Here is a 17,542-nt window from a genome sequence, read left to right on the forward strand (position 1 = left end):
CGCACACGCGCACCACCACACGTTCAGCGCAGGCAGAGGGAGTGCCCGGGTGAGTCAGCCGGAGATGCAGCCCGAGGGGCCACCCCGGGATCCCGCAGAGGACGGCGACCTTACCGGCCGGCCGTTCCCTCTCGGGGACTGGGGCGAGCCCGCCGAGCGGCTCGACGAGCTCTACCGACGGGTCGAAGCCGATGCGCTGCGGACCGCCGAGTGGTACCTGTCGGACCGGGCGTGGAAGCGCCGGGGGGCCCGGATCCTGCGGATCGCCGCCGCCGCCGGCGCGGTCACGGGCGCCGCGATGCCGCTGCTGGAACTGACCGGCTCGGTGCCCGGGGCGGCCTCGTACGGCTATCTCGCACTGCTCCTGGGCGCGGCCGCCCTGGCCTGCGACCGGTTCTTCGGCCTGACCTCGGGCTGGATGCGGGACGTGGCGACGGCGCAGGCCGTGCAGCGACGGCTGCAGACCCTGCAGTTCGACTGGGCCACGGAGAACGTCCGCGAGATCCTGGGCCCGACCGAGGGCACCGCCAGCGAGGCCGCGGAGCGGTGTCTGACCGTGCTGCGCCGCTTCTCGGAGGACGTGACCGAGCTCGTGCGCTCCGAGACCGCGGAGTGGATGGTGGAGTTCAGCTCCGGCCCCGCCCCGCTCGTCATGCAGTCGCTGGGCGCGGGCGGATCCCGCTCGGAGGCCAACGTGCCGCCGGCCCGCTTCCCGCTCCCCCCGGGCACCCGCCCGAACATGCCCCGCCAGAGACCGCCTGAGCAGCCCCGCTGAACGGGACGGGGCCGGCTCCGCGCGTGCGGAGCCGGCCCCGTCCCATGCAGCACGAGCGAGCGGCTTCAGCTTCAGCTGAAGATGATCATCGAGCCCTGGCCCAGGCTCCGGGTCGCCGCCGCGTGCAGGCCCAGCCACACGTGCCGCTCCCGCGCGAAGGGGCTGTCGTCGTACGGGATCGGCCCGGCGGGCTCCTCCAGCGACGTCGGCCGCCCCGGGGGCGCCGGGGCCAGCGGCGGGTTCCGGGGGTCTATCCCGATCGCGGGAGCCACCAGTGCCAGCTCGCGCAGCAGGCCCTGCGCGGACCCCAGCGGGCCGCCCCCGGCCAGCAGCTCCTCGTTGGCCAGCGGGTACGCGAAGTCGACGGGGACGTAGGCCCCCGCGTGGTCGTAGTGCCACACCAGGTGCGACTGCTGGGCCGTCGGCTCGAACATCTCCAGCAGTTGCTCGTAGTCCCCGCCCAGCTCGTCCACCGGGGTCACCGGCAGCCCGCAGATCTGGAGCAGGTAGGCCCGCCGCAGGAAGTGCAGGGCGTCGTAGTCGAAACCGGCCACCGGGGCGACGTCCCCGGACAGCCCCGGCATGTACGCGAACACCGGCACGGACGGCAGTCCGGCCTCGCCCAGCGCCTTGTCGTACGAGGCGATCTCTTCCGCGAAGGGATTGTCGGGGCTGTGGCACAGCACGTCGACAAGGGGGACCAGCCACAGGTCACAGGCCACTCGGCCTCCGATCAGTCGTTGCCGCCGATCGGGCCAGCGTAGTGCGCCGGACACGCTCAGCGAAGGGGTGAGCAGAACCTGGAGGTACGCAGGACGCGAACACCCCCTAGGGCTCGCCCGGGCCCACCCTCCAGACCCATACGTCGCGCACCTGCTCCGGGTCCCGGCCCAGCAGGCCGGTGAGCAGGTCCCGCAGCTCGGTGTCCCGGTCCTGGAAGGGCAGGACGACCGCGCCGGCCTTCCAGTACTCCAGGTCCTGGCGGGCCTGCAGCCGCCAGCCGGCGTCGATCTCGGGCGGCTGCGCGCCGTAGCGGACGTCGCGCAGGAGGTTCGAGAGGTGCCGCGGGGTGGCCCCGTAGATGCCGATCCGGTCGGGGCCCCACGGCCCGTTGAAGTAGCCGCCGGCCAGTCTGAAGCCGAAGTCGGCCTCCACCTGCCAGTGCAGCGCGTCCGCCTGGCCCGGGTCGGGCAGCGGTACCGGAACGAGTGCCTCCCCGTCCTTGACGTAGCCCTTCCAGTCCCCGGAAGTGATGAAGGCGGGCACCGGCGCGCGGTCCCGTACGGTCAGCGGCAGCGGCAGGACCGGGATCAGCGCGGCCGCCGCCCCCAGCAGGCCCAGCGTGCGCAGCTCCCGCGTGCGCAGCCTCAGGATCCGGTCGAGCGCCAGGGCGAGCAGGATGCCCAGGACGGGGGCGCACACCATCGCCACGCGCCCCTCGATGACCGACTCGAACAGCGGCAGCTTGATCATCAGGCGCCAGGGTCCCGGCAGCACGATCTCCGTGCGGGGTACGGGCACCCACGGCCCGAGGGACAGCAGGAGCACGACGAAGCCGGTCAGCGCGAGGGCCCGTACGGCCTTGCTCCGCCACAGCCACACGCAGACGGCGACGCCGAAGGCGAGCAGGGGCCAGCCGTAGAAGGCGTTCTGCTCGGTGGTGTTCAGGGAGAGCTTGCCGGCCGTCTCGGGGTCGCCGAAGAGCGAGCGGGAGGCGTACGCGATCAGGGCGCGCGGGCTGTTCCCGGCGTTGTCCCCGTGCAGGACCGAGTGGTAGCTCTGCGGCCCGAAGAACTGCCAGTACAGCGGAACGATCACCAGCGGCAGGCACACGGCGAGCGCGACGGCCAGCCCGGAGCCCAGCGGCCGCACGGCCGCCAGGGCGCGGCGGCGGTCGACCAGGAGGTAGGCCAGGCAGAACACCAGCATCCCGAGCGCGGCGATGAGCAGCGGCTCCTCGCCGATGAAGATCTGGTACGTCGCGAAGAGGCCGAGCAGCACCCCGTCACGGGTCACGTTCCTGCCTTCGCACAGGCGCAGGGCCCGGTCGATGATCAGCGGGATCATGAAGAGGACGACGAAGTTCGGATGGCCGTTGGCGTGCGAGACCATCGGCGGCGCGAAGGCCGCCAGCGCCCCGCCCGCGGCGGCCGCCCAGCGGCTGCGCACGAACCGGCGGCGGATCAGCCAGTACCAGGTCCAGGCGCTGGCGGCCATGCCGAGCGTGAGGACCAGCGCGAAGGTGACGGTCTCCCCGAAGAGCAGCGTGACCGGGATCAGCGGGACGTTCAGACCGAGCATCGTGGCGTTGGCCATCAGGTTCACGCCGTCGGGCATGCCCTGGGAGAGGGTGAAGAGCGGGTTGCGCAGGTGGGTGATGTTGTCGGTGGTGACGCCGACGAACCACTCCCACTGGTTCTGGTCCTGGAGCGCGTCCGCGAGGTAGGCGCCGTCGAGGTCCCTCCACAGGCCCTGGAGGACGTAGAAGGAGAGCGCCAGGAAGGCCAGGGCCACGGCGAGGCCGCCCGCGTTGAGGCGCAGCAGCTCGCCGAGGGCCTGACGGCGGTCGGGGCGCGGGGCCCCGGCCCGGGCGTGCGGTGTCTTCGGGGTGCCGCCGCGGCCTGCCGGGAGCTCGACCTCCGCCACCTGCCAGCCCCGGCGGCGGATCCAGCGCAGGACCTCCGCGTCGATGGCCGGTCCGTCGAGGGCGGAGGCGCCGAAGGCGGCGCGGGCGCGGTCGCCGTCGAAGAGGGCGAAGGCGCAGGTGTCGGCGCGGAATCCCGGTATGCCGGGGATGCCGAGGGTGCGGACCAGAGCGTTCCTGGAGCGGCCGAGGACCACGGCGGGGGCCGCGTCGTCCGGGCCCGGGGTCGCGTCCTGGTCCAGGACTTCTTCGAGTCGGGCCAGTTCGTCGAGCGGGGCGGCGAGGGCGGCGTCGGTGAGCAGCACCCGGTCGCCCGCGGAGGCGAGCACTCCGGCGCGGAGGGCCGCGCCCTTGCCGGTGGCGGCGTGCTGGGTGCCGGCGTCAGTGTCAGCGTCGGCGTCGCCACCGCCGGGACGGATGAGCCGGATCCGGGGGTCTTCGGTGACCGGGCCGTCGGTGACCGTGCCGTCGGTGGCGGCCTCGTCCGTGGCCGCGTCGTCCGTGCCCACGACGATGAGCTCCCACGCCCCGGGACCCGGCCCGCAGTGGGCGTCGAGGTGCTCGCGCAGGGCGGTGAGGGAGGCCTCCGGGACCGGCCCGGGGACGACGACGGACAGTCCGACGGCACCGAGCCAGCGCGCACCGGCCGGGCTCTGGCCGGGGGTCTGGCCGGGGCTCTGGGCCGGGGTCTCCCGGCGGGCGCCCACGGCGCCCTCTCCGCTCACGCGCCGGCCGCCTTCAGGCTGTCGGCCCAGTCGAGACCGTGCTGGTTGTACGCGTGCACGAGGCGGCGCACCTCCTCGGCGTCCGCGCGGGTCACCGCGTCCATCAGTTCGTTGTGGCCGGACCACAGGTCCGCGCGCAGGTGCGGCTCCGCCTTCAGGTACGGCACGGAGAACACCCAGCACTGCACCCGGATCCGGTGCAGGAACTCGGAGATGTAGATGTTGCCGACCAGCCCGCTCAGCTCCCTCCAGAAGCGCAGGTCGTAGCCGATCAGCACGTCGAGCGAGCCGTTCAGCGACGCCCGCCGCGCCTCCTCCGCCCGGCGGCGCACCGAGACGAGCCGCTCCCCGGTGCCGGGGGCGGTGCCGCGTTCCACGAGCCTGCGGAAGATGCCTTCCACGATCAACGTACGAGCCTCGATCATGCCCCGGAAATCATCCACGGAGAAGACTCGGACGCGGAAGCCGCGGTGCTGGATCGAGTCGAGCAGGCCCTGTGCGGAGAGATCGACCAGGGCCTCGCGGACGGGGGTCGCGGAGACCTCGTACTGCTCGGCGATCTGTTTGACGGTGAATTCGCTCCCGGCCGCCAGGCGCCCCGCGAGCACCTCGTCACGCAGCGCGTCCGCGATCTGCTGGCGAAGTGTGTTGCGGGTGACAGCGCCGCTGCCTGGCATAGGGGTCCGTCTCCATCTGTGGGCTTCGGACACCTTAGGCCAGGCGACGCGGCCGAAACCGATCGGTTTGTGGCCGCTATATGGATTTAGTGCCCGTTATCCGGACGGATCAGGGCTCAGTTCTTGATCGTTACGCTCCTGCGCGGGGCCCGTTCGGGGCGCCCGCGCAGGAGCGTTTTCGCTGCTCGGAGGGGATGCCGATGGCCCGCGGGGAGGTACGGGCGCACGGAGGCCGACCGGGGGCCGGTCAGGTGACTCAGGCCGAAACGTGCCTGTCGGCGACGGTCAGTGCGTCGTCCAGGAGGGCGAGGCCCTCCTTCGCGTCGGCTTCCGTGATGTTGCACGGGGGGACGACGTGGGTGCGGTTCATATTGACGAACGGCCACAGACCGGACGCCTTGCAGGCCGCGGCGAACTCGGCCATCGGCGCGTTGTCCGCGCCCGCGGCGTTGTACGGGACCAGCGGCTCGCGCGTCTCCTTGTCCCGTACGAGCTCCAGGGCCCAGAACGTGCCGAGCCCGCGCACCTCCCCGACGGACGGGTGGCGCTCGGCGAGCTCGGCGAGGGCCGGGCCGATCACGTTCTCGCCGAGGTGAGCGGAGTGCTCGACGATGCCCTCCTCCTCCATCGCGTTCATCGTCGCGACGGCGGCGGCGCAGGCGAGGGGGTGCCCGGAGTAGGTCAGCCCGCCCGGGTAGGGGCGCGTGGCGAAGGTCTCGGCGATCGCGCCGGAGATCGCGACGCCGCCGAGCGGGACGTAGCCGCTGTTGACGCCCTTGGCGAAGGTGATCAGGTCGGGGGTGACGTCGAAGTGCTCGGCGGCGAACCACTTCCCGGTCCGGCCGAATCCCGACATGACCTCGTCCAGGATGAAGACGATGCCGTAGCGGTCGCAGAGCTCGCGCACGCCGGCCAGGTAGCCGGGGGGCGGGGTCATGATCCCGGCGGTGCCGGGGACCGACTCCAGGATGATCGCGGCGATCGTCGCCGGGCCCTCGAAGGCGATGGTGTCGGCGAGGTGGGTGAGGGCGCGCGCGCACTCCTCGGCCTCGGTGGCCGCGTGGAAGGGCGAGCGGTAGAGGAACGGCCCCCAGAAGTGCACGACACCGGCCGCGGCCGTGTCGGAGGGCCAGCGGCGCGGGTCGCCGGTCAGGTTGATCGCGGCGGCCGTGGCGCCGTGGTACGAGCGGTAGGTGGACATCACCTTCTGCCGGCCCGTGTGCAGACGGGCCATGCGGACGGCGTTCTCCACCGCCTCGGCGCCGCCGTTGGTGAAGAAGATCTTGTCGAGGTCGCCGGGGGTCCGCTGCGCGATGAGGCGTGCGGCCTCGGAGCGGACGTCCACGGCGAAACCGGGGGCCAGGGTGCAGAGCGTGGCCGCCTGCTCCTGGATGGCGGCGACGACCTTCGGGTGCTGGTGACCGATGTTCGTGTTGACCAGCTGGGAGGCGAAGTCGAGGTAGCGCTTGCCGTCGTAGTCCCAGAAGTGCGACCCCTCGGCTTTGGCCACGGCGAGCGGGTCGATCAGGGCCTGGGCGGACCAGGAGTGGAAGACGTGGGCGCGGTCGGCGGCCTTGACGGAGGCGCCCGTGGTGACGTGAGGGGTCATGGCCGCAACCGTAGAAGTGTGCAGGTGGGGAGGGATATCGGCGGTCTGTATGCGGGTGGGGGGCGGGTCTCGGCAGTCTGTCTGGGGAATGGTTGACAGCAGACTGTCATCCCGTCAGCATGCTGTCATAGAGGGATGTGACGGCGACGGCGAACCGGAGGCGAGCACGATGAGCGAGACGCAGGCGCAGACTCAGGCGAAGACGCAGGCGGAACCCGGGGCACGGACCCAGGCGGAAACCGGGGCGCAGACGCAGGCCGGGGCGGGGACGCACCCCGCGGGCGGCGGCGCGGTCCGTACGGTCCACGTGGCGGTGTACGACACCTACGCCGACTGGGAGACGGGCCACACCACCGCGCACCTGACCCAGCACGGCTACGAGGTCCGCACGGTCGGCATCGCCACGGGACGGCCCGTCACCACGATGGGCGGCCTCCGCATCCAGCCCGACCTGGCCCTCGCGGACCTGCGCCCCGAGGAATCAGCCCTCCTCGTCCTGACCGGCGCCGGCCTGTGGGACGCGGGCGACGAGCTGGCCCCCTTCGCGGCGAAGGCCGAGGAGTTCCTCGCGGCCGGCGTCCCGGTCGCGGCGATCTGCGGAGCCACGGCCGGACTGGCCCGCGCCGGAGTCCTGGACGGACGTACGCACACCAGCGCGGCCCCCTTCTACCTCGACGGCCAGCCGGGCTACGCGGGCGCCGCACGCTACGTCGAGGCCGACGCGGTCACCGACGGCGACCTGATCACGGCCGGCCCGACGGAACCGGTGGCGTTCGCCCGCGAGGTCTTCGCCCGCCTCGGGGTGTACGAGGCACATGTGCTCGACGCCTGGTACCGCCTGTTCCACGACTCCGACGAGAGCGCGTACCCCGTCCTGATGGCCGCATCGGAGCAGGAGCAGGAGCGGGAACCGAGCGATGTCTGACGAAGCCGGCACCGACCCCGGCGCACGCGGCCGTCAGGGCCTCCTGAGCCGCACGGCCCTCGGGGTGTTCCGGCTCAACGGGCAGTTCCTCTCCGTATCGGAGGAGCTCGCCCGCCCGGCGGGGCTGACCGCGGCCTGGTGGCAGGTGCTCGGGGCCGTGCTCCGCGAGCCGCTGTCCGTCGCCGGCATCGCCCGGTCCATGGGCATCACCCGTCAGAGCGTGCAGCGGATCGCCGACCTGCTGGCCGCCAAGGGCCTCGCCGAGTACGTCCCGAACCCGGCCCACCGCCGGGCGAAGCTGCTGAGCCCCACGGAGGCCGGTCGCGCCGCCGTCGCCAGGATCGGCCCGGGCCACGCGGCCCTGGCCACCCGGCTCGCGGAAGCCCTCGGCGAGGACGGCTTCGCGGAAACGGTCCGCGTCCTGGAACGCCTGTCGGCCGTCCTGGACACCCTGCCGCCCCTCCCTGACACCCCGGCCCCCTAGGGCTTCAGGTGCGGGTGGTGCGGGGATCGACGACCCAGTGGTTGGCCCGGAGGACGCGGTCGGCGAACGCCACCTCGCGTGCGTCGACGAACCGGAAGCCGAGCGAGCGGCAGATGCCGTTCGAAGCGCCGTTGTCCGTTGCGGGAAAGGCGTGCACGAGTCCCCAACGGCCCGCGTCCCGCGCCTGTTCGAGAACGGTGCGGACGGCCCGTTTGGCCAGTCCGCGCCCCTGGTGTTCGGGCAGGACCATCCATCCGATCTGCGACATGGGCCCGTCCTCGGCGCCGTGGGACCAGACGGTCACCGTTCCCGCCACCACCTCGGGCGCGGCCGGGTCCGGGATGATCATCTTGATCCAGTCGAGATCCGCGGCCGCCCTGAGGACGTCCCGACGGACCTTGTCCTCCATGCCCTCCCGCGGCAGGGGCCCGCCCAGGTCGGCCATCATGGCGGGATCGCACCGCATCCTGACGTAGGCCTCGGTGTCGACGAGCTCGACGTTGCGCAACAGCACGGGCCGCCCCTTGGGTTCGCTGGACTCCTCACATGATCGGGTACCCCGGGGAGCGGCCCCGTAGCGCCACCGGATCCCAACGCTCCTCGCCCGTACGCCTGGTGGGACCCGAGCCGCCGGTTCGCCCCGACCCCCGGCGGCCCGGCCCCCTCGCCCGGCCTGCGGCAACCGCACCCCCGCAGCCGGTATCGCGCCCGGCCGCACTATTGTCGGGCTCCGGCGAGTCCGAGGGGGAGGACCACCTGTCATGGAACAACTGCAGCCGCGCGACGCGGAACACATCGGGCCGTACCGCCTGCTCGCCCGCCTCGGAACGGGCGGCATGGGCCAGGTGTACCTCGGCCGCGCCGAAGACCACGACCCCCACGCGGGCGGTGCCGCGGGCACCGCACCCGGAACGGGAACCGGCAGCGGAGCGGGAGCGGTTACAGGTGCGGGAACCGGAGCTCCCACCGGCACCCGGACCCGTACGGGCACCCGCACCGCCGCCGTGAAGCTGATCCACCCCCACCTCGCCGCGCACCCCGACTTCCGCACCCGCTTCCGCCGCGAGGCCGACGCCGCCCGGCTCGTCGGCGGGGACTGGACCGTCGCCGTCCTCGACGCCGACCCCGACGCGGAGATCCCCTGGCTGGCCACCGCCTACATCGCCGGGCCGAGCCTGCGCCAGGCCGTCGGCCGCGACTTCGGCCCGCTGCCGGCCGGCTCCGTACGGGTCCTGGGCGAGGGGCTCTCGTACGCCCTCCAGGACATCCACCGGGCCGGCCTGGTCCACCGGGACCTGAAGCCCGGCAACATCCTGCTCACCGCCGACGGCCCCCGCGTCATCGACTTCGGCATCGCCCGGGCCCTGGGCGCCACCGCCGACCCCGGCCTCACGCAGACCGGCGAACTCCTCGGATCCCCCGGCTTCCTCGCCCCCGAGCAGATCAACGGCACCCCCGTGACCCCGGCCTGCGACGTGTTCGGCCTCGGCGGCGTGCTCGCCTACGCCGCCACCGGCCGTCTGCCCTTCGGGGACCCGGACCAGCCCGGAGGCATCGCCGCGCTGCTGATGCGCGTCACCGAAGCGGAACCCGACCTGGCCGGCGTACCGGCCGCACTGCGTGACGTCGTACGCGATTGCCTGCACAAGGACCCGGCCGCCCGGCCCACCCCCGCCGAGCTGCTCGAACGGCTCGCCGCCGGCCCGGAGGACGCCCCGGAGCCCTGGCTGCCCGCGCCGCTCGTCGCCCGGCTCGGACAGCACGCCATAGCCCTGCTGGACCGGGTCGACGCCGGCCCGGACCGGCCCGATCCGGTGACCTTGCCCGCCCAGCGCGCCGCGGAACAGCCCGCCGCCTCCCCGCTCCCCGCGGCGGCGGACCCCGAACCGGCCCCCGCCCCGGCTCCTGCGCCCACGCTCACCCCCGTGCCCGTGCCCGGTACCGCGGACGCCGGACACGATCCCGCCGCCGGCCCCTGGTCCGGCTCCCGTACGCGCTCCCGGTCCGTTTCCACGGCCCTGCTCGTCGCCGTCGCCGCGGTCGTCGCCGTGGCGGCGGGCGGCACGGTGTACACCGTCATGAGCGGGTCCGGCGAGGGTGCGCCCGGCTCCGGCGCCTCCCCCTCCTCCTCCGGCGCTGCCTCCGGTGCGCGGGCCTCCGGGGGCGCGAGCGCGGCCGCGTCCGAGGCCGTCGCCACCCCCTCCCCTTCTCCCTCCGCCCCTCCGGCGACGCTTCCCGCGGCCTACGCCGGGACCTGGCGCAGCGTCTACGGCGGGCAGAGCTGGCAGCTCGTCCTCACCCCCGGCACGGCCGGCGCCAACGTCATGTCGCTGACCCTCCAGGCCCCCGGACTCAGCTGCTCCTGGACCGCACCGCTGCGCTCGGCGGCCGCCGACAGCGTCGGACTCGACCCCTCCACGGTGACCTCCGGTATGCCGCCCTCGTGTTCGCCGGGCGGCCGGAGCACGCTGCGGCTGCTCCCCAACGGGAACCTGGTGCGCGAGCTCGACGGCAGCACCGCCGCTCCGCTCACGTACCGGCGTCGCTAATTATTTCGAAGTCAATAAGCCTGCAAGCAAAGCTTGTTGCAATCGCCGGTCCCCCCTCACACTGCGGCACATGGAGCCGTTGAAGGTAGTGGCACAACTGTGGGAGCGGATCGAGGCACGCGACTGGGACGGAGTGGCCCTGCTGATCACCGAGGACGCGGTGATCGAGTGGCCCGTGAGCAGCGAACGCATCGTCGGTCGCGACAACTTCATCGCCGTCATCAGCGATGACGACTACGCGGACGAGAGATCCGTCGAGGTGCTCCGGATCCTCGCGGACGGCGATCTCGTCGTGACCGAGGTGGAAATACCCCAGGACCACGTCGTCTATCGTGCCGTCTCCCTGTGGACCGTGCGGGACGGGCAGATCGCCGGGGCGCGGGAGTACTGGACCAGCCCGGGCCAGGACCCGGCCCCGCGCTGGCGCGCCGGTTTCGTCGAACCGCTCGTGGAGCCGTTCGCCGAATCGCTGGCGGCCGACTGACGAGGGCTGGGGCTGGGACTGGGGCTGGGGCTGGGGCCGGGGTCGGCAACTCCTCCGGGCCGGCGCCGGCCGCTGAGTAGCACCTGTCATACCTGAGAGCTACCTGGCAAGTGGGCTCTCCAGTGGGACGCCGACGAGGGCTCCCGATTCCTAACTTCGTGACCAGAGAACGACGCAGCACCTCCTCTGGCACAAGCGAAGGAACGGGCCCATGAAGCGCCGACCCACCGCACGTCCCGACGGCCGCAGCAGCGGCCGTCTGCGCCGCACGCTGCTGGCGGGGCTCGTCGCAGCGGCCGTGGTGCTGCCCGTTTCCGCCGCCGCCTCCCCGAGCGTCCCCGCGCCGGCTCCTGCCGTCCTCGGCGAGAGCGCCGCCCTCCCCGACCGGTACGCCGCGAACCTCGCCAACCTCGCCGAGGCGGCCCGTACCGCCGGGAACGCCGGACGCAACGACCGCGCCGCGAAGCTCCGCGCGATGGAGGCGGGCGGCGGTGCCCGGTTCCTCGCCTTCGACGGCCGCGGCAAGGGCCGGGCGATAGAGGTGTTCGGCGATCTGGAGACCGCCGACCGGGTCGCGGTGCTGGTGCCCGGCTCGGACACGACGCTGGACACCTACCAGCGGTTCCGCGCCGGAGCCCTCGCCCTCGACCAGCGGCTCCGGGCCGGGCATCCCCGCTCCGCCGTGGTCGCCTGGCTCGGGTACGACACCCCGGACACGGTCGGCCCGGCCGTCCTGACCACCGGCCGCGCCGACGGGGCCGCCGCCGAACTGGGCGCCTTCCTCCCCCGGCTGGCCCGGCTGGCCGCCCCGCAGGCGCACCTCTCCCTGCTCTGCCACTCCTACGGGTCGGTCGTCTGCGCCCGTACCGGGACCGGCTCCGAGGTCAGTGACATCGCCCTGTTCGGCAGCCCGGGCACCGGGTCCGGTTCCGCCGCGCAGCTGCCGACCCGGGCCCGGGTCTGGGCCGGCCGGGGCGCCGCCGACTGGATCTCCGGCGTCCCGCACGTCCGGATCGCCGGGGTCGGGTTCGGCACCGATCCCGTGGACCCGGCCTTCGGAGCCCTGCCCTTCGCGGCCGGCAGCGGCGGCCACAGCGACTACCTCAAGCCCGGTACCGAGTCCCTGGACAACCTGGCCGGCATCGTCCTCGGCGACTCCCCGGAGGTCTCCCGTGCGCACGCGTGAACCGCTCGCCCGCTGGTCCGCCCTCGCGGCCCGCATCGACGCCGCAACCCCCGCACACCGCGACCGGGCCGTGGACGCCCTCCGGGCCTTCGCCATCCTCGGCGTGGTGCTGGGGCACTGGCTGGTCACCGCGCTCACGAGCGCCGACGGCGGCCTCCGCGCCACCAGCCCGCTGGCCCACATGAGCGCCCTGGCCCCGGTCTCCTGGGTGTTCCAGACCCTGGCCGTGTTCTTCCTGGTCGGCGGTCACGTCGCCGCCCAGGGATACGAGTCGGCGCGCGGGCGCGCAGTCCCGTACGGGCAGTGGATCGGGCAGCGCCTGGGCAGGCTGTTCCGGCCGGTCGCCGCCGTCCTGGTCCTCTGGAGCGTCGCCTCCGGTGCCATGCTGCTCGGCGGGGTCGGCACCGACACGGTGCGGACCCTGCTCAAGCTCGTTCTGTCGCCGCTGTGGTTCCTCCTCGTCTTCGCCGCGCTCACCGCCGCGACCCCGCTCGTCGCCCGGCTGAGCCCGCTGTGGCCGCTGGCCCTGGTGGCCTCCGTCGATCTCTGGCGCTTCGGGTTCGGCGGGCCCGCGTGGATCGGCTGGGTCAATGTGGCCGCCGGCTGGCTGGTGCCCTACACCCTGGGTGCCGCCTGGTCCCGGGGCGCCTTCGCCCGGCGCACCCCGGCCGCCCTGCTGCTCGGCGGCGGGATCGCCGCCACGGCCGCACTGATCCTCTGGGGCGGGTACCCCGCCTCGATGGTCGGCGTCCCCGGTGCCGCGATCTCAAATCTGAACCCGCCGACGCTGGCCGCCGTCGCGTTCGGTCTGGCCCAGTGCGGGCTGGCGCTGCTGCTGCGGGAGCCGCTGGCCCAGGCGATGAGCCGGCCGCGGGCCTGGGCGAAGGTGGCGCTGGTGAACCTGTCCGCCATGACGGTCTTCCTGTGGCACCAGACGGCGATGATGGCCGTCACCGCGCTGGGACTGCTGGTCTCCCCCGATCTGCCCGGCCTGCACACCGTGCCCGGCTCCGCGCGATGGATAGCCGTCCGGCTGCTCTGGCTGCCCGTGTTCGCGGCCGCGCTGGCGGTCTGCCGGGCCGCCTTCCACACCTACGAGCAGGCCGGCGGACGCCCCCGGGGCAGGGCCCGGCGCCGGGCCTCCGGTATCCCGGCCGCCCCCTCACGGATCGTCGCCTCGTCCGCCCGGGCCCGCGAGAGCGCCTCCCCCGTTGCCCGTGCTGCGCCAACTCCCGGCGGTGACAGCGCAGTCAGCGGGCAGGCCGCCCACGTCAAGGAGACCCTCGGTGCCTAGGCTGGACGATGTGAACGAGCAGAGCGAGCCCGCGGCCCCGGCCCCGAACCAGGTCCCCGCCCCGGCCGCGGCCGGCGGGCAGCCGGGAGATTCTCCCGACGGGGCTTCGGCCGTGGTGCGGAGCGTGGCCCGGGGTCTCCTGGACCTGAAGGCCGCTCCCCTCCCGAAGATGTCGAAGCCGCGCTGGCTGGCCTGGCTCCCCCACCTGGTGCTGCTCTATCTGGCGGCGGCCTTCTTCGCGGTGACCACCGAGCAGCTCGGCAACCACTACGGGGTCAACGGTTCCGTCCGGCCGCTGCTGGCGACCCTGGTCGGCGCCTCCATCGTGATCGCGATGCGGTGGCCGATGGCCGGGTACTGGCTCGGCCTGACCGGGGCGGGACTGATCGCCGCGCAGATCCACGGGCACGTCGGGCAGGGCCAGAGCTGGCCGTGGATGCCCGCCGGGATGTTCGCCTTCGCCCCGGTGCTGCTGCTGGTGTCCCTGCGGGTGCCTCCCCGGGTGACCGTCGGCGCGGTGACCGTCGTCGTCGCCTGCACCGGACTGGCCGAGGGACTCCTCAGGCCCGAGCACAGCGGCACCACCGCTCCCGGGGCCATCCTGCTGTTCGCCTTCACCGGCCTCCTCGGGTACGCCCTGCGCGCGACCCGGCTGGCCCGGACGCAGCTCGTTCAGCAGGAGACCCTCACCGAGGAGGAGCGTGCCCGGCGCACCCTGCTGGAGGAGCGCAGCCGGATCGCCCGCGAGCTGCACGATGTCGTCGCGCACCACATGTCGGTGATCTCCATCCAGGCGCAGGTGGCCCCTTTCCTCGTGGAGAACCCGTCGGAGGAACTCAAGGAGAACCTGGCCGGGATCCGCGCGAATGCCGTGGAGGCGCTGACGGAGCTGCGCCGCGTCCTGGGGGTGCTGCGTTCGGAGCAGCCGGGCGAGGATGCCGACGCACACCATCCGCAGCCCACCCTGGCCGAGTTGGGAGGCCTCGTGGACAACGTCCGGGCGGCCGGGCTGGAGGTCACCACCGAGATCGCGGGCATCCGCCGGCCGCTGTCCCCGGGGGTGGAGCTCACGGCGTACCGGATCGTGCAGGAGGCGCTGAGCAACTGCCTGCGCCACGCGCCCGGCTCGGTCGTGGAGGTCGGCATCGCCTACGGGCCCCGCGATGTGCACCTGTGCGTCGCCAACACGGCGCCCACCCGGCCGGCCCCGCCGAGCATGGGAGCGGGGCACGGGCTGCTGGGGATGCGGGAGCGAGCGGGCATGCTGGGGGGCGAGCTGGCCGCCGGCCCCCGCCCCGACGGGGGGTACGAGGTGAGCGCCGTGCTCCCGATGGATCCCGTGTCCCCGAGCGGCGTGACCTCTGCCGGCCCCGAGACGAAGAAGAAGGACTCATGACTGCTGCCCCGATCCGGGTGATGATCGCCGACGACCAGATGATGGTCCGGCAGGGCTTCACCGTGCTCCTCGACGCCCAGCCCGACATCGAGGTCGTGGGCCAGGCCGTCGACGGCGCCGAGGCCGTGGCCAAGGTCGCCGAACTGGCCCCGGACGTGGTGCTGATGGACATCCGGATGCCCGGGATGGGCGGTATCGAGGCCACCTCCCTCATCACCGGGGCCCCGGGCTCCGCGGTGAAGGTGCTGGTGCTGACCACCTTCGACCTCGACGAGTACGTGTACGAGGCGCTGCGCGCCGGGGCCTCGGGTTTCCTCCTCAAGGACGCCTCCGCCGATCAGCTGGCGGAGGCGGTCCGCGTGATCGCGGCCGGGGAAGCGCTCCTCGCCCCGAACATCACGAAGCGTCTGATCACCGAGTTCTCCCGGCTGGGGGCCCCGCGGGCGCCGTCGAAGGCGCGGATCGAGGAGCTGACGGAGCGGGAGACGGAGGTCCTGTCCCTGGTCGCCCAGGGCATGTCGAACGCGGAGATCGCCGGCCACCTGGTCCTGGCCGAGCAGACGGTCAAAACGCACGTGGGCCGGATCCTGGTGAAGCTGGGCCTGCGGGACCGCACCCAGGCCGCGGTGTTCGCTTACGAGACGGGGCTGATCCGTCCGACGGGCTACTGAGGGACCCCCGTAGTACTTGAGGGGGACCCCGGGAAATCCCCTTCAGCGGCGACGCGGACCAGGACGGGGCCCGCCTACCGTGGGGAACATGACCGAGACGACTCCCGGGGCGACCCCCCGGACACCAGAGATCCGGCTGGCTTCGGGCTTCGTCCAGAGCCTGCGCCAGTCTCTGATCGACGATGCCTTCGCCTACCGCCCGCTGCCGCCGATGCGCACGGACGGGCCGCTGACCCGGCGGCTCCCGAACCGGATACGGGTGGAGGCCGCCCACCTGCCGCATGCGGTCGTCTGCGGGGTGGCGTTCCTCGTGGTGGTCTTCACCTCGGTTTCCAGCGGCCTGCCGCAGGCCGCCTCCCTGGTGATGGGACTGCTCGCGGCCGCCCCGATCGCGATGACCCTGGTGCGGCCGCTGGCGGCGTTCTGGGCCGCCGTGGCGGTCACCATGATCTTCTCCGTCGTCAGCGGTTCCGATCCCAACTGGCCCTGGATCCCCGCCACCTTCTTCTCGTACCTGGCGACGGTGACGCTGGTGGCGATGCGGACCAGTCCCCGGACGGCCGGCTGGATGTGGGTGGTCACGCTGTCGATCGGCATCGGGACGTCCATCGTGCTCGGCCACGGTCAGGACATCAACGTCGGCCCGATGGCGTTCGCCTCGGCGATCGCCCTGCTGGCGGTGAGCATCCGCACCATCCGCAAGCAGGCCGAGCAGGAGGTCACCGCGCAGCAGGAGGTGACCGCGGTCGAGCGGGACCGGCGCACGCTGCTGGAGGAGCGGACCACGATCGCGCGGGAGCTCCACGACGTGGTCGCGCACCACATGTCGGTGGTGGCCATCCAGGCGGAGGCCGCGCCCTACCGGGTGAAGAATCCGCCGCCGGAGCTGGAGGCCGCGTTCGTCACCATCCGGGAGAACGCGGTGGCGGCCCTGACCGAGCTGCGCCGGGTGCTGGGCGTCGTGCGCTCCGCGGACTACGAGGCGCCGGACGCCCCGCAGCCGACGCTGGCCTCGCTGGACGGGCTGCTGGCCAATGTGCGGGAGGCCGGACTGAGGGTGGACAAGACCGTGACGGGCGCGGTGCGCGAACTGCCGCCGGGTGTGGAGCTGTCGGCCTACCGGATCATCCAGGAGGCCCTGAGCAACACCCTGCGGCACGCGCCCGGCGCCGGCGCCGCGGTCGAGGTGTCCTACGTGCTGGGCGGGCTGGGCCTGCGCATCGTCAACGAGCCCGGCACCGGGGACGTACGGCCCTCGCCGGGGGCGGGGCAGGGGGTCACCGGGATGCGCGAGCGGGTGGCCATGCTGGAAGGGGAGATGACCGTCGGGGAGCTGCCCTCCGGGGGGTTCGAGGTGGCGGTGTTCATACCCGTGGCCGGCAGCCGCCCGGATCCGGCGAAGGACCCGGCGCAGGGCCCGGCATGACGATCAGGGTGCTCATCGTCGACGACCAGATGATGGTCCGTGAGGGATTCTCCGTCCTGCTGAACGCGATGGACGGAATCGAAGTGGCCGGGGAGGCGGTGAACGGGCGGGAGGCCATCGCCCAGGTGGCGGCGCTGAAGCCGGATGTGGTGCTGATGGACATCCGGATGCCGGAGATGAACGGCCTGGAGGCGACACGGGAGATCGTGGCCGCCGACACGGACGCGAAGGTGCTGGTCCTGACGACCTTCGACCTCGACGAGTACGTGTACCAGGCGCTGCGGGCCGGCGCGTCCGGGTTCCTCCTCAAGGACGCCTCCGCCCGCCAACTGGCCGATGGGGTGAAGGTGGTGGCTGCCGGGGAGGCCCTGCTGGCGCCTTCCGTGACCAAGCGGCTGATCACGGAGTTCTCGAAGTTGTCGGAGACCCGGCCGCAGGTGGGCTCCGCGGCGGTCACGGAGCTGACGGAGCGGGAGACCGAGGTACTGGTGCTGATCGCGCAGGGTTTGTCCAACGCGGAGATAGCCGACCGGCTGATCATCGCCGAGTCCACCATCAAGACGCACGTGAGCCGGATCCTGGTCAAGCTGGGACTGCGGGACCGCACCCAGGCCGCGGTCTTCGCCTACGAGACCCGGCTGGTGATCCCCGCTTAGGAGGTTCCGAAAAGTTGTCCACAGCTGTGGACAACTTTTCG

The 17,542-nt window shown here is 73.1% G+C and carries 16 protein-coding genes; 11 read left to right on the plus strand and 5 right to left on the minus strand.

What is annotated here, in order from left to right:
* Positions 1 to 49: 49 nt before the first annotated feature.
* Entirely contained in the window at positions 50 to 775 is a 726-nt protein-coding gene (locus ACIA8F_RS22615; protein ID WP_399381205.1) for an SLATT domain-containing protein, read from the plus strand.
* Positions 776 to 846: 71 nt separating this feature from the next.
* Here ACIA8F_RS22615 and ACIA8F_RS22620 read toward each other — a convergent pair whose 3' ends face one another.
* The 4 genes from ACIA8F_RS22620 to ACIA8F_RS22635 all read right to left on the minus strand — a co-directional run bounded on the left by ACIA8F_RS22620 (position 847) and on the right by ACIA8F_RS22635 (position 6,430).
* Positions 847 to 1,497, minus strand: coding sequence for a hypothetical protein (locus ACIA8F_RS22620; protein WP_250744899.1), 651 nt, complete (start codon positions 1,495 to 1,497; stop codon positions 847 to 849).
* 106 nt (positions 1,498 to 1,603) lie between these two features.
* Complete coding sequence (locus tag ACIA8F_RS22625) at positions 1,604 to 4,144, minus strand: glycosyltransferase 87 family protein (protein WP_399381207.1); 2,541 nt, start codon at positions 4,142 to 4,144, stop codon at positions 1,604 to 1,606.
* A complete protein-coding gene (locus ACIA8F_RS22630) occupies positions 4,141 to 4,821 on the minus strand; it encodes a GntR family transcriptional regulator (protein ID WP_399381209.1) in 681 nt (226 codons plus the stop codon). The genes ACIA8F_RS22625 and ACIA8F_RS22630 overlap by 4 nt, the downstream gene beginning before the upstream one ends.
* Before the next feature lie 256 nt (positions 4,822 to 5,077).
* Complete coding sequence (locus tag ACIA8F_RS22635; RefSeq protein ID WP_399381210.1) at positions 5,078 to 6,430, minus strand: aspartate aminotransferase family protein; 1,353 nt, start codon at positions 6,428 to 6,430, stop codon at positions 5,078 to 5,080.
* A 169-nt stretch (positions 6,431 to 6,599) separates the two neighbouring features.
* Here ACIA8F_RS22635 and ACIA8F_RS22640 point away from each other — a divergent pair, with 169 nt between their 5' ends.
* Complete coding sequence (locus tag ACIA8F_RS22640) at positions 6,600 to 7,355, plus strand: type 1 glutamine amidotransferase family protein (protein ID WP_399381212.1); 756 nt, start codon at positions 6,600 to 6,602, stop codon at positions 7,353 to 7,355.
* Complete coding sequence (locus ACIA8F_RS22645; protein ID WP_399381214.1) at positions 7,348 to 7,839, plus strand: MarR family winged helix-turn-helix transcriptional regulator; 492 nt, start codon at positions 7,348 to 7,350, stop codon at positions 7,837 to 7,839. Before ACIA8F_RS22640 ends, ACIA8F_RS22645 begins: the two co-directional genes overlap by 8 nt.
* 4 nt (positions 7,840 to 7,843) lie before the next feature.
* On the opposite strand, the gene ACIA8F_RS22650 is transcribed toward ACIA8F_RS22645, so the two are convergent.
* On the minus strand, positions 7,844 to 8,353 hold the full coding sequence (locus ACIA8F_RS22650) for a GNAT family N-acetyltransferase (RefSeq protein WP_399381215.1): 510 nt from the start codon (positions 8,351 to 8,353) through the stop codon (positions 7,844 to 7,846).
* Positions 8,354 to 8,600: 247 nt separating this feature from the next.
* Between ACIA8F_RS22650 and ACIA8F_RS22655 the strand changes: the two genes are divergently transcribed.
* The 8 genes from ACIA8F_RS22655 to ACIA8F_RS22690 all read left to right on the plus strand — a co-directional run bounded on the left by ACIA8F_RS22655 (position 8,601) and on the right by ACIA8F_RS22690 (position 17,501).
* Positions 8,601 to 10,388, plus strand: coding sequence for a serine/threonine-protein kinase (locus ACIA8F_RS22655; RefSeq protein ID WP_399381216.1), 1,788 nt, complete (start codon positions 8,601 to 8,603; stop codon positions 10,386 to 10,388).
* Between the two features lie 70 nt (positions 10,389 to 10,458).
* Positions 10,459 to 10,872, plus strand: a complete 414-nt coding sequence (locus tag ACIA8F_RS22660) for a nuclear transport factor 2 family protein (protein WP_399381218.1) — start codon at positions 10,459 to 10,461, stop codon at positions 10,870 to 10,872.
* Positions 10,873 to 11,083: 211 nt separating this feature from the next.
* Positions 11,084 to 12,058 carry an alpha/beta hydrolase gene (locus ACIA8F_RS22665; RefSeq protein WP_399381220.1) on the plus strand — a complete coding sequence of 325 codons (975 nt, stop codon included), beginning with the start codon at positions 11,084 to 11,086 and terminating at the stop codon, positions 12,056 to 12,058.
* Positions 12,045 to 13,352 (plus strand): acyltransferase, encoded by a 1,308-nt coding sequence (locus tag ACIA8F_RS22670; protein WP_399381222.1) that lies wholly within the window; start codon positions 12,045 to 12,047, stop codon positions 13,350 to 13,352. The genes ACIA8F_RS22665 and ACIA8F_RS22670 overlap by 14 nt, the downstream gene beginning before the upstream one ends.
* A gap of 10 nt (positions 13,353 to 13,362) precedes the next feature.
* Positions 13,363 to 14,748: a sensor histidine kinase gene (locus ACIA8F_RS22675; protein ID WP_399381224.1), complete on the plus strand. Its 1,386-nt coding sequence runs from the start codon at positions 13,363 to 13,365 to the stop codon at positions 14,746 to 14,748.
* Positions 14,745 to 15,419, plus strand: coding sequence for a response regulator (locus ACIA8F_RS22680; protein ID WP_399381227.1), 675 nt, complete (start codon positions 14,745 to 14,747; stop codon positions 15,417 to 15,419). Before ACIA8F_RS22675 ends, ACIA8F_RS22680 begins: the two co-directional genes overlap by 4 nt.
* 88 nt (positions 15,420 to 15,507) lie before the next feature.
* Positions 15,508 to 16,845 (plus strand): sensor histidine kinase, encoded by a 1,338-nt coding sequence (locus ACIA8F_RS22685; protein ID WP_399381228.1) that lies wholly within the window; start codon positions 15,508 to 15,510, stop codon positions 16,843 to 16,845.
* The gene (locus ACIA8F_RS22690; protein WP_399381230.1) at positions 16,842 to 17,501 is read left to right on the plus strand and encodes a response regulator; all 660 of its coding nucleotides are present in this window, start codon (positions 16,842 to 16,844) and stop codon (positions 17,499 to 17,501) included. Before ACIA8F_RS22685 ends, ACIA8F_RS22690 begins: the two co-directional genes overlap by 4 nt.
* The last annotated feature ends 41 nt before the right edge of the window (positions 17,502 to 17,542 follow it).

Origin of the sequence: Streptomyces sp. NPDC051563, from assembly GCF_044454225.1 — a bacterium.
Taxonomy (GTDB): Bacteria; Actinomycetota; Actinomycetes; order Streptomycetales; family Streptomycetaceae; genus Streptomyces.

Bases quoted from the DNA above. Each gene is read 5' to 3' on its own strand.
- ACIA8F_RS22630 (WP_399381209.1), bottom strand. From the start codon at position 4,821: ATGCCAGGCAGCGGCGCTGTCACCCGCAACACACTTCGCCAGCAGATC.
- ACIA8F_RS22635 (WP_399381210.1), bottom strand. From the start codon at position 6,430: ATGACCCCTCACGTCACCACGGGCGCCTCCGTCAAGGCCGCCGACCGC.
- ACIA8F_RS22640 (WP_399381212.1), top strand. From the start codon at position 6,600: ATGAGCGAGACGCAGGCGCAGACTCAGGCGAAGACGCAGGCGGAACCC.
- ACIA8F_RS22645 (WP_399381214.1), top strand. From the start codon at position 7,348: ATGTCTGACGAAGCCGGCACCGACCCCGGCGCACGCGGCCGTCAGGGC.
- ACIA8F_RS22655 (WP_399381216.1), top strand. From the start codon at position 8,601: ATGGAACAACTGCAGCCGCGCGACGCGGAACACATCGGGCCGTACCGC.
- ACIA8F_RS22660 (WP_399381218.1), top strand. From the start codon at position 10,459: ATGGAGCCGTTGAAGGTAGTGGCACAACTGTGGGAGCGGATCGAGGCA.
- ACIA8F_RS22665 (WP_399381220.1), top strand. From the start codon at position 11,084: ATGAAGCGCCGACCCACCGCACGTCCCGACGGCCGCAGCAGCGGCCGT.
- ACIA8F_RS22680 (WP_399381227.1), top strand. From the start codon at position 14,745: ATGACTGCTGCCCCGATCCGGGTGATGATCGCCGACGACCAGATGATG.
- ACIA8F_RS22685 (WP_399381228.1), top strand. From the start codon at position 15,508: ATGACCGAGACGACTCCCGGGGCGACCCCCCGGACACCAGAGATCCGG.
- ACIA8F_RS22690 (WP_399381230.1), top strand. From the start codon at position 16,842: ATGACGATCAGGGTGCTCATCGTCGACGACCAGATGATGGTCCGTGAG.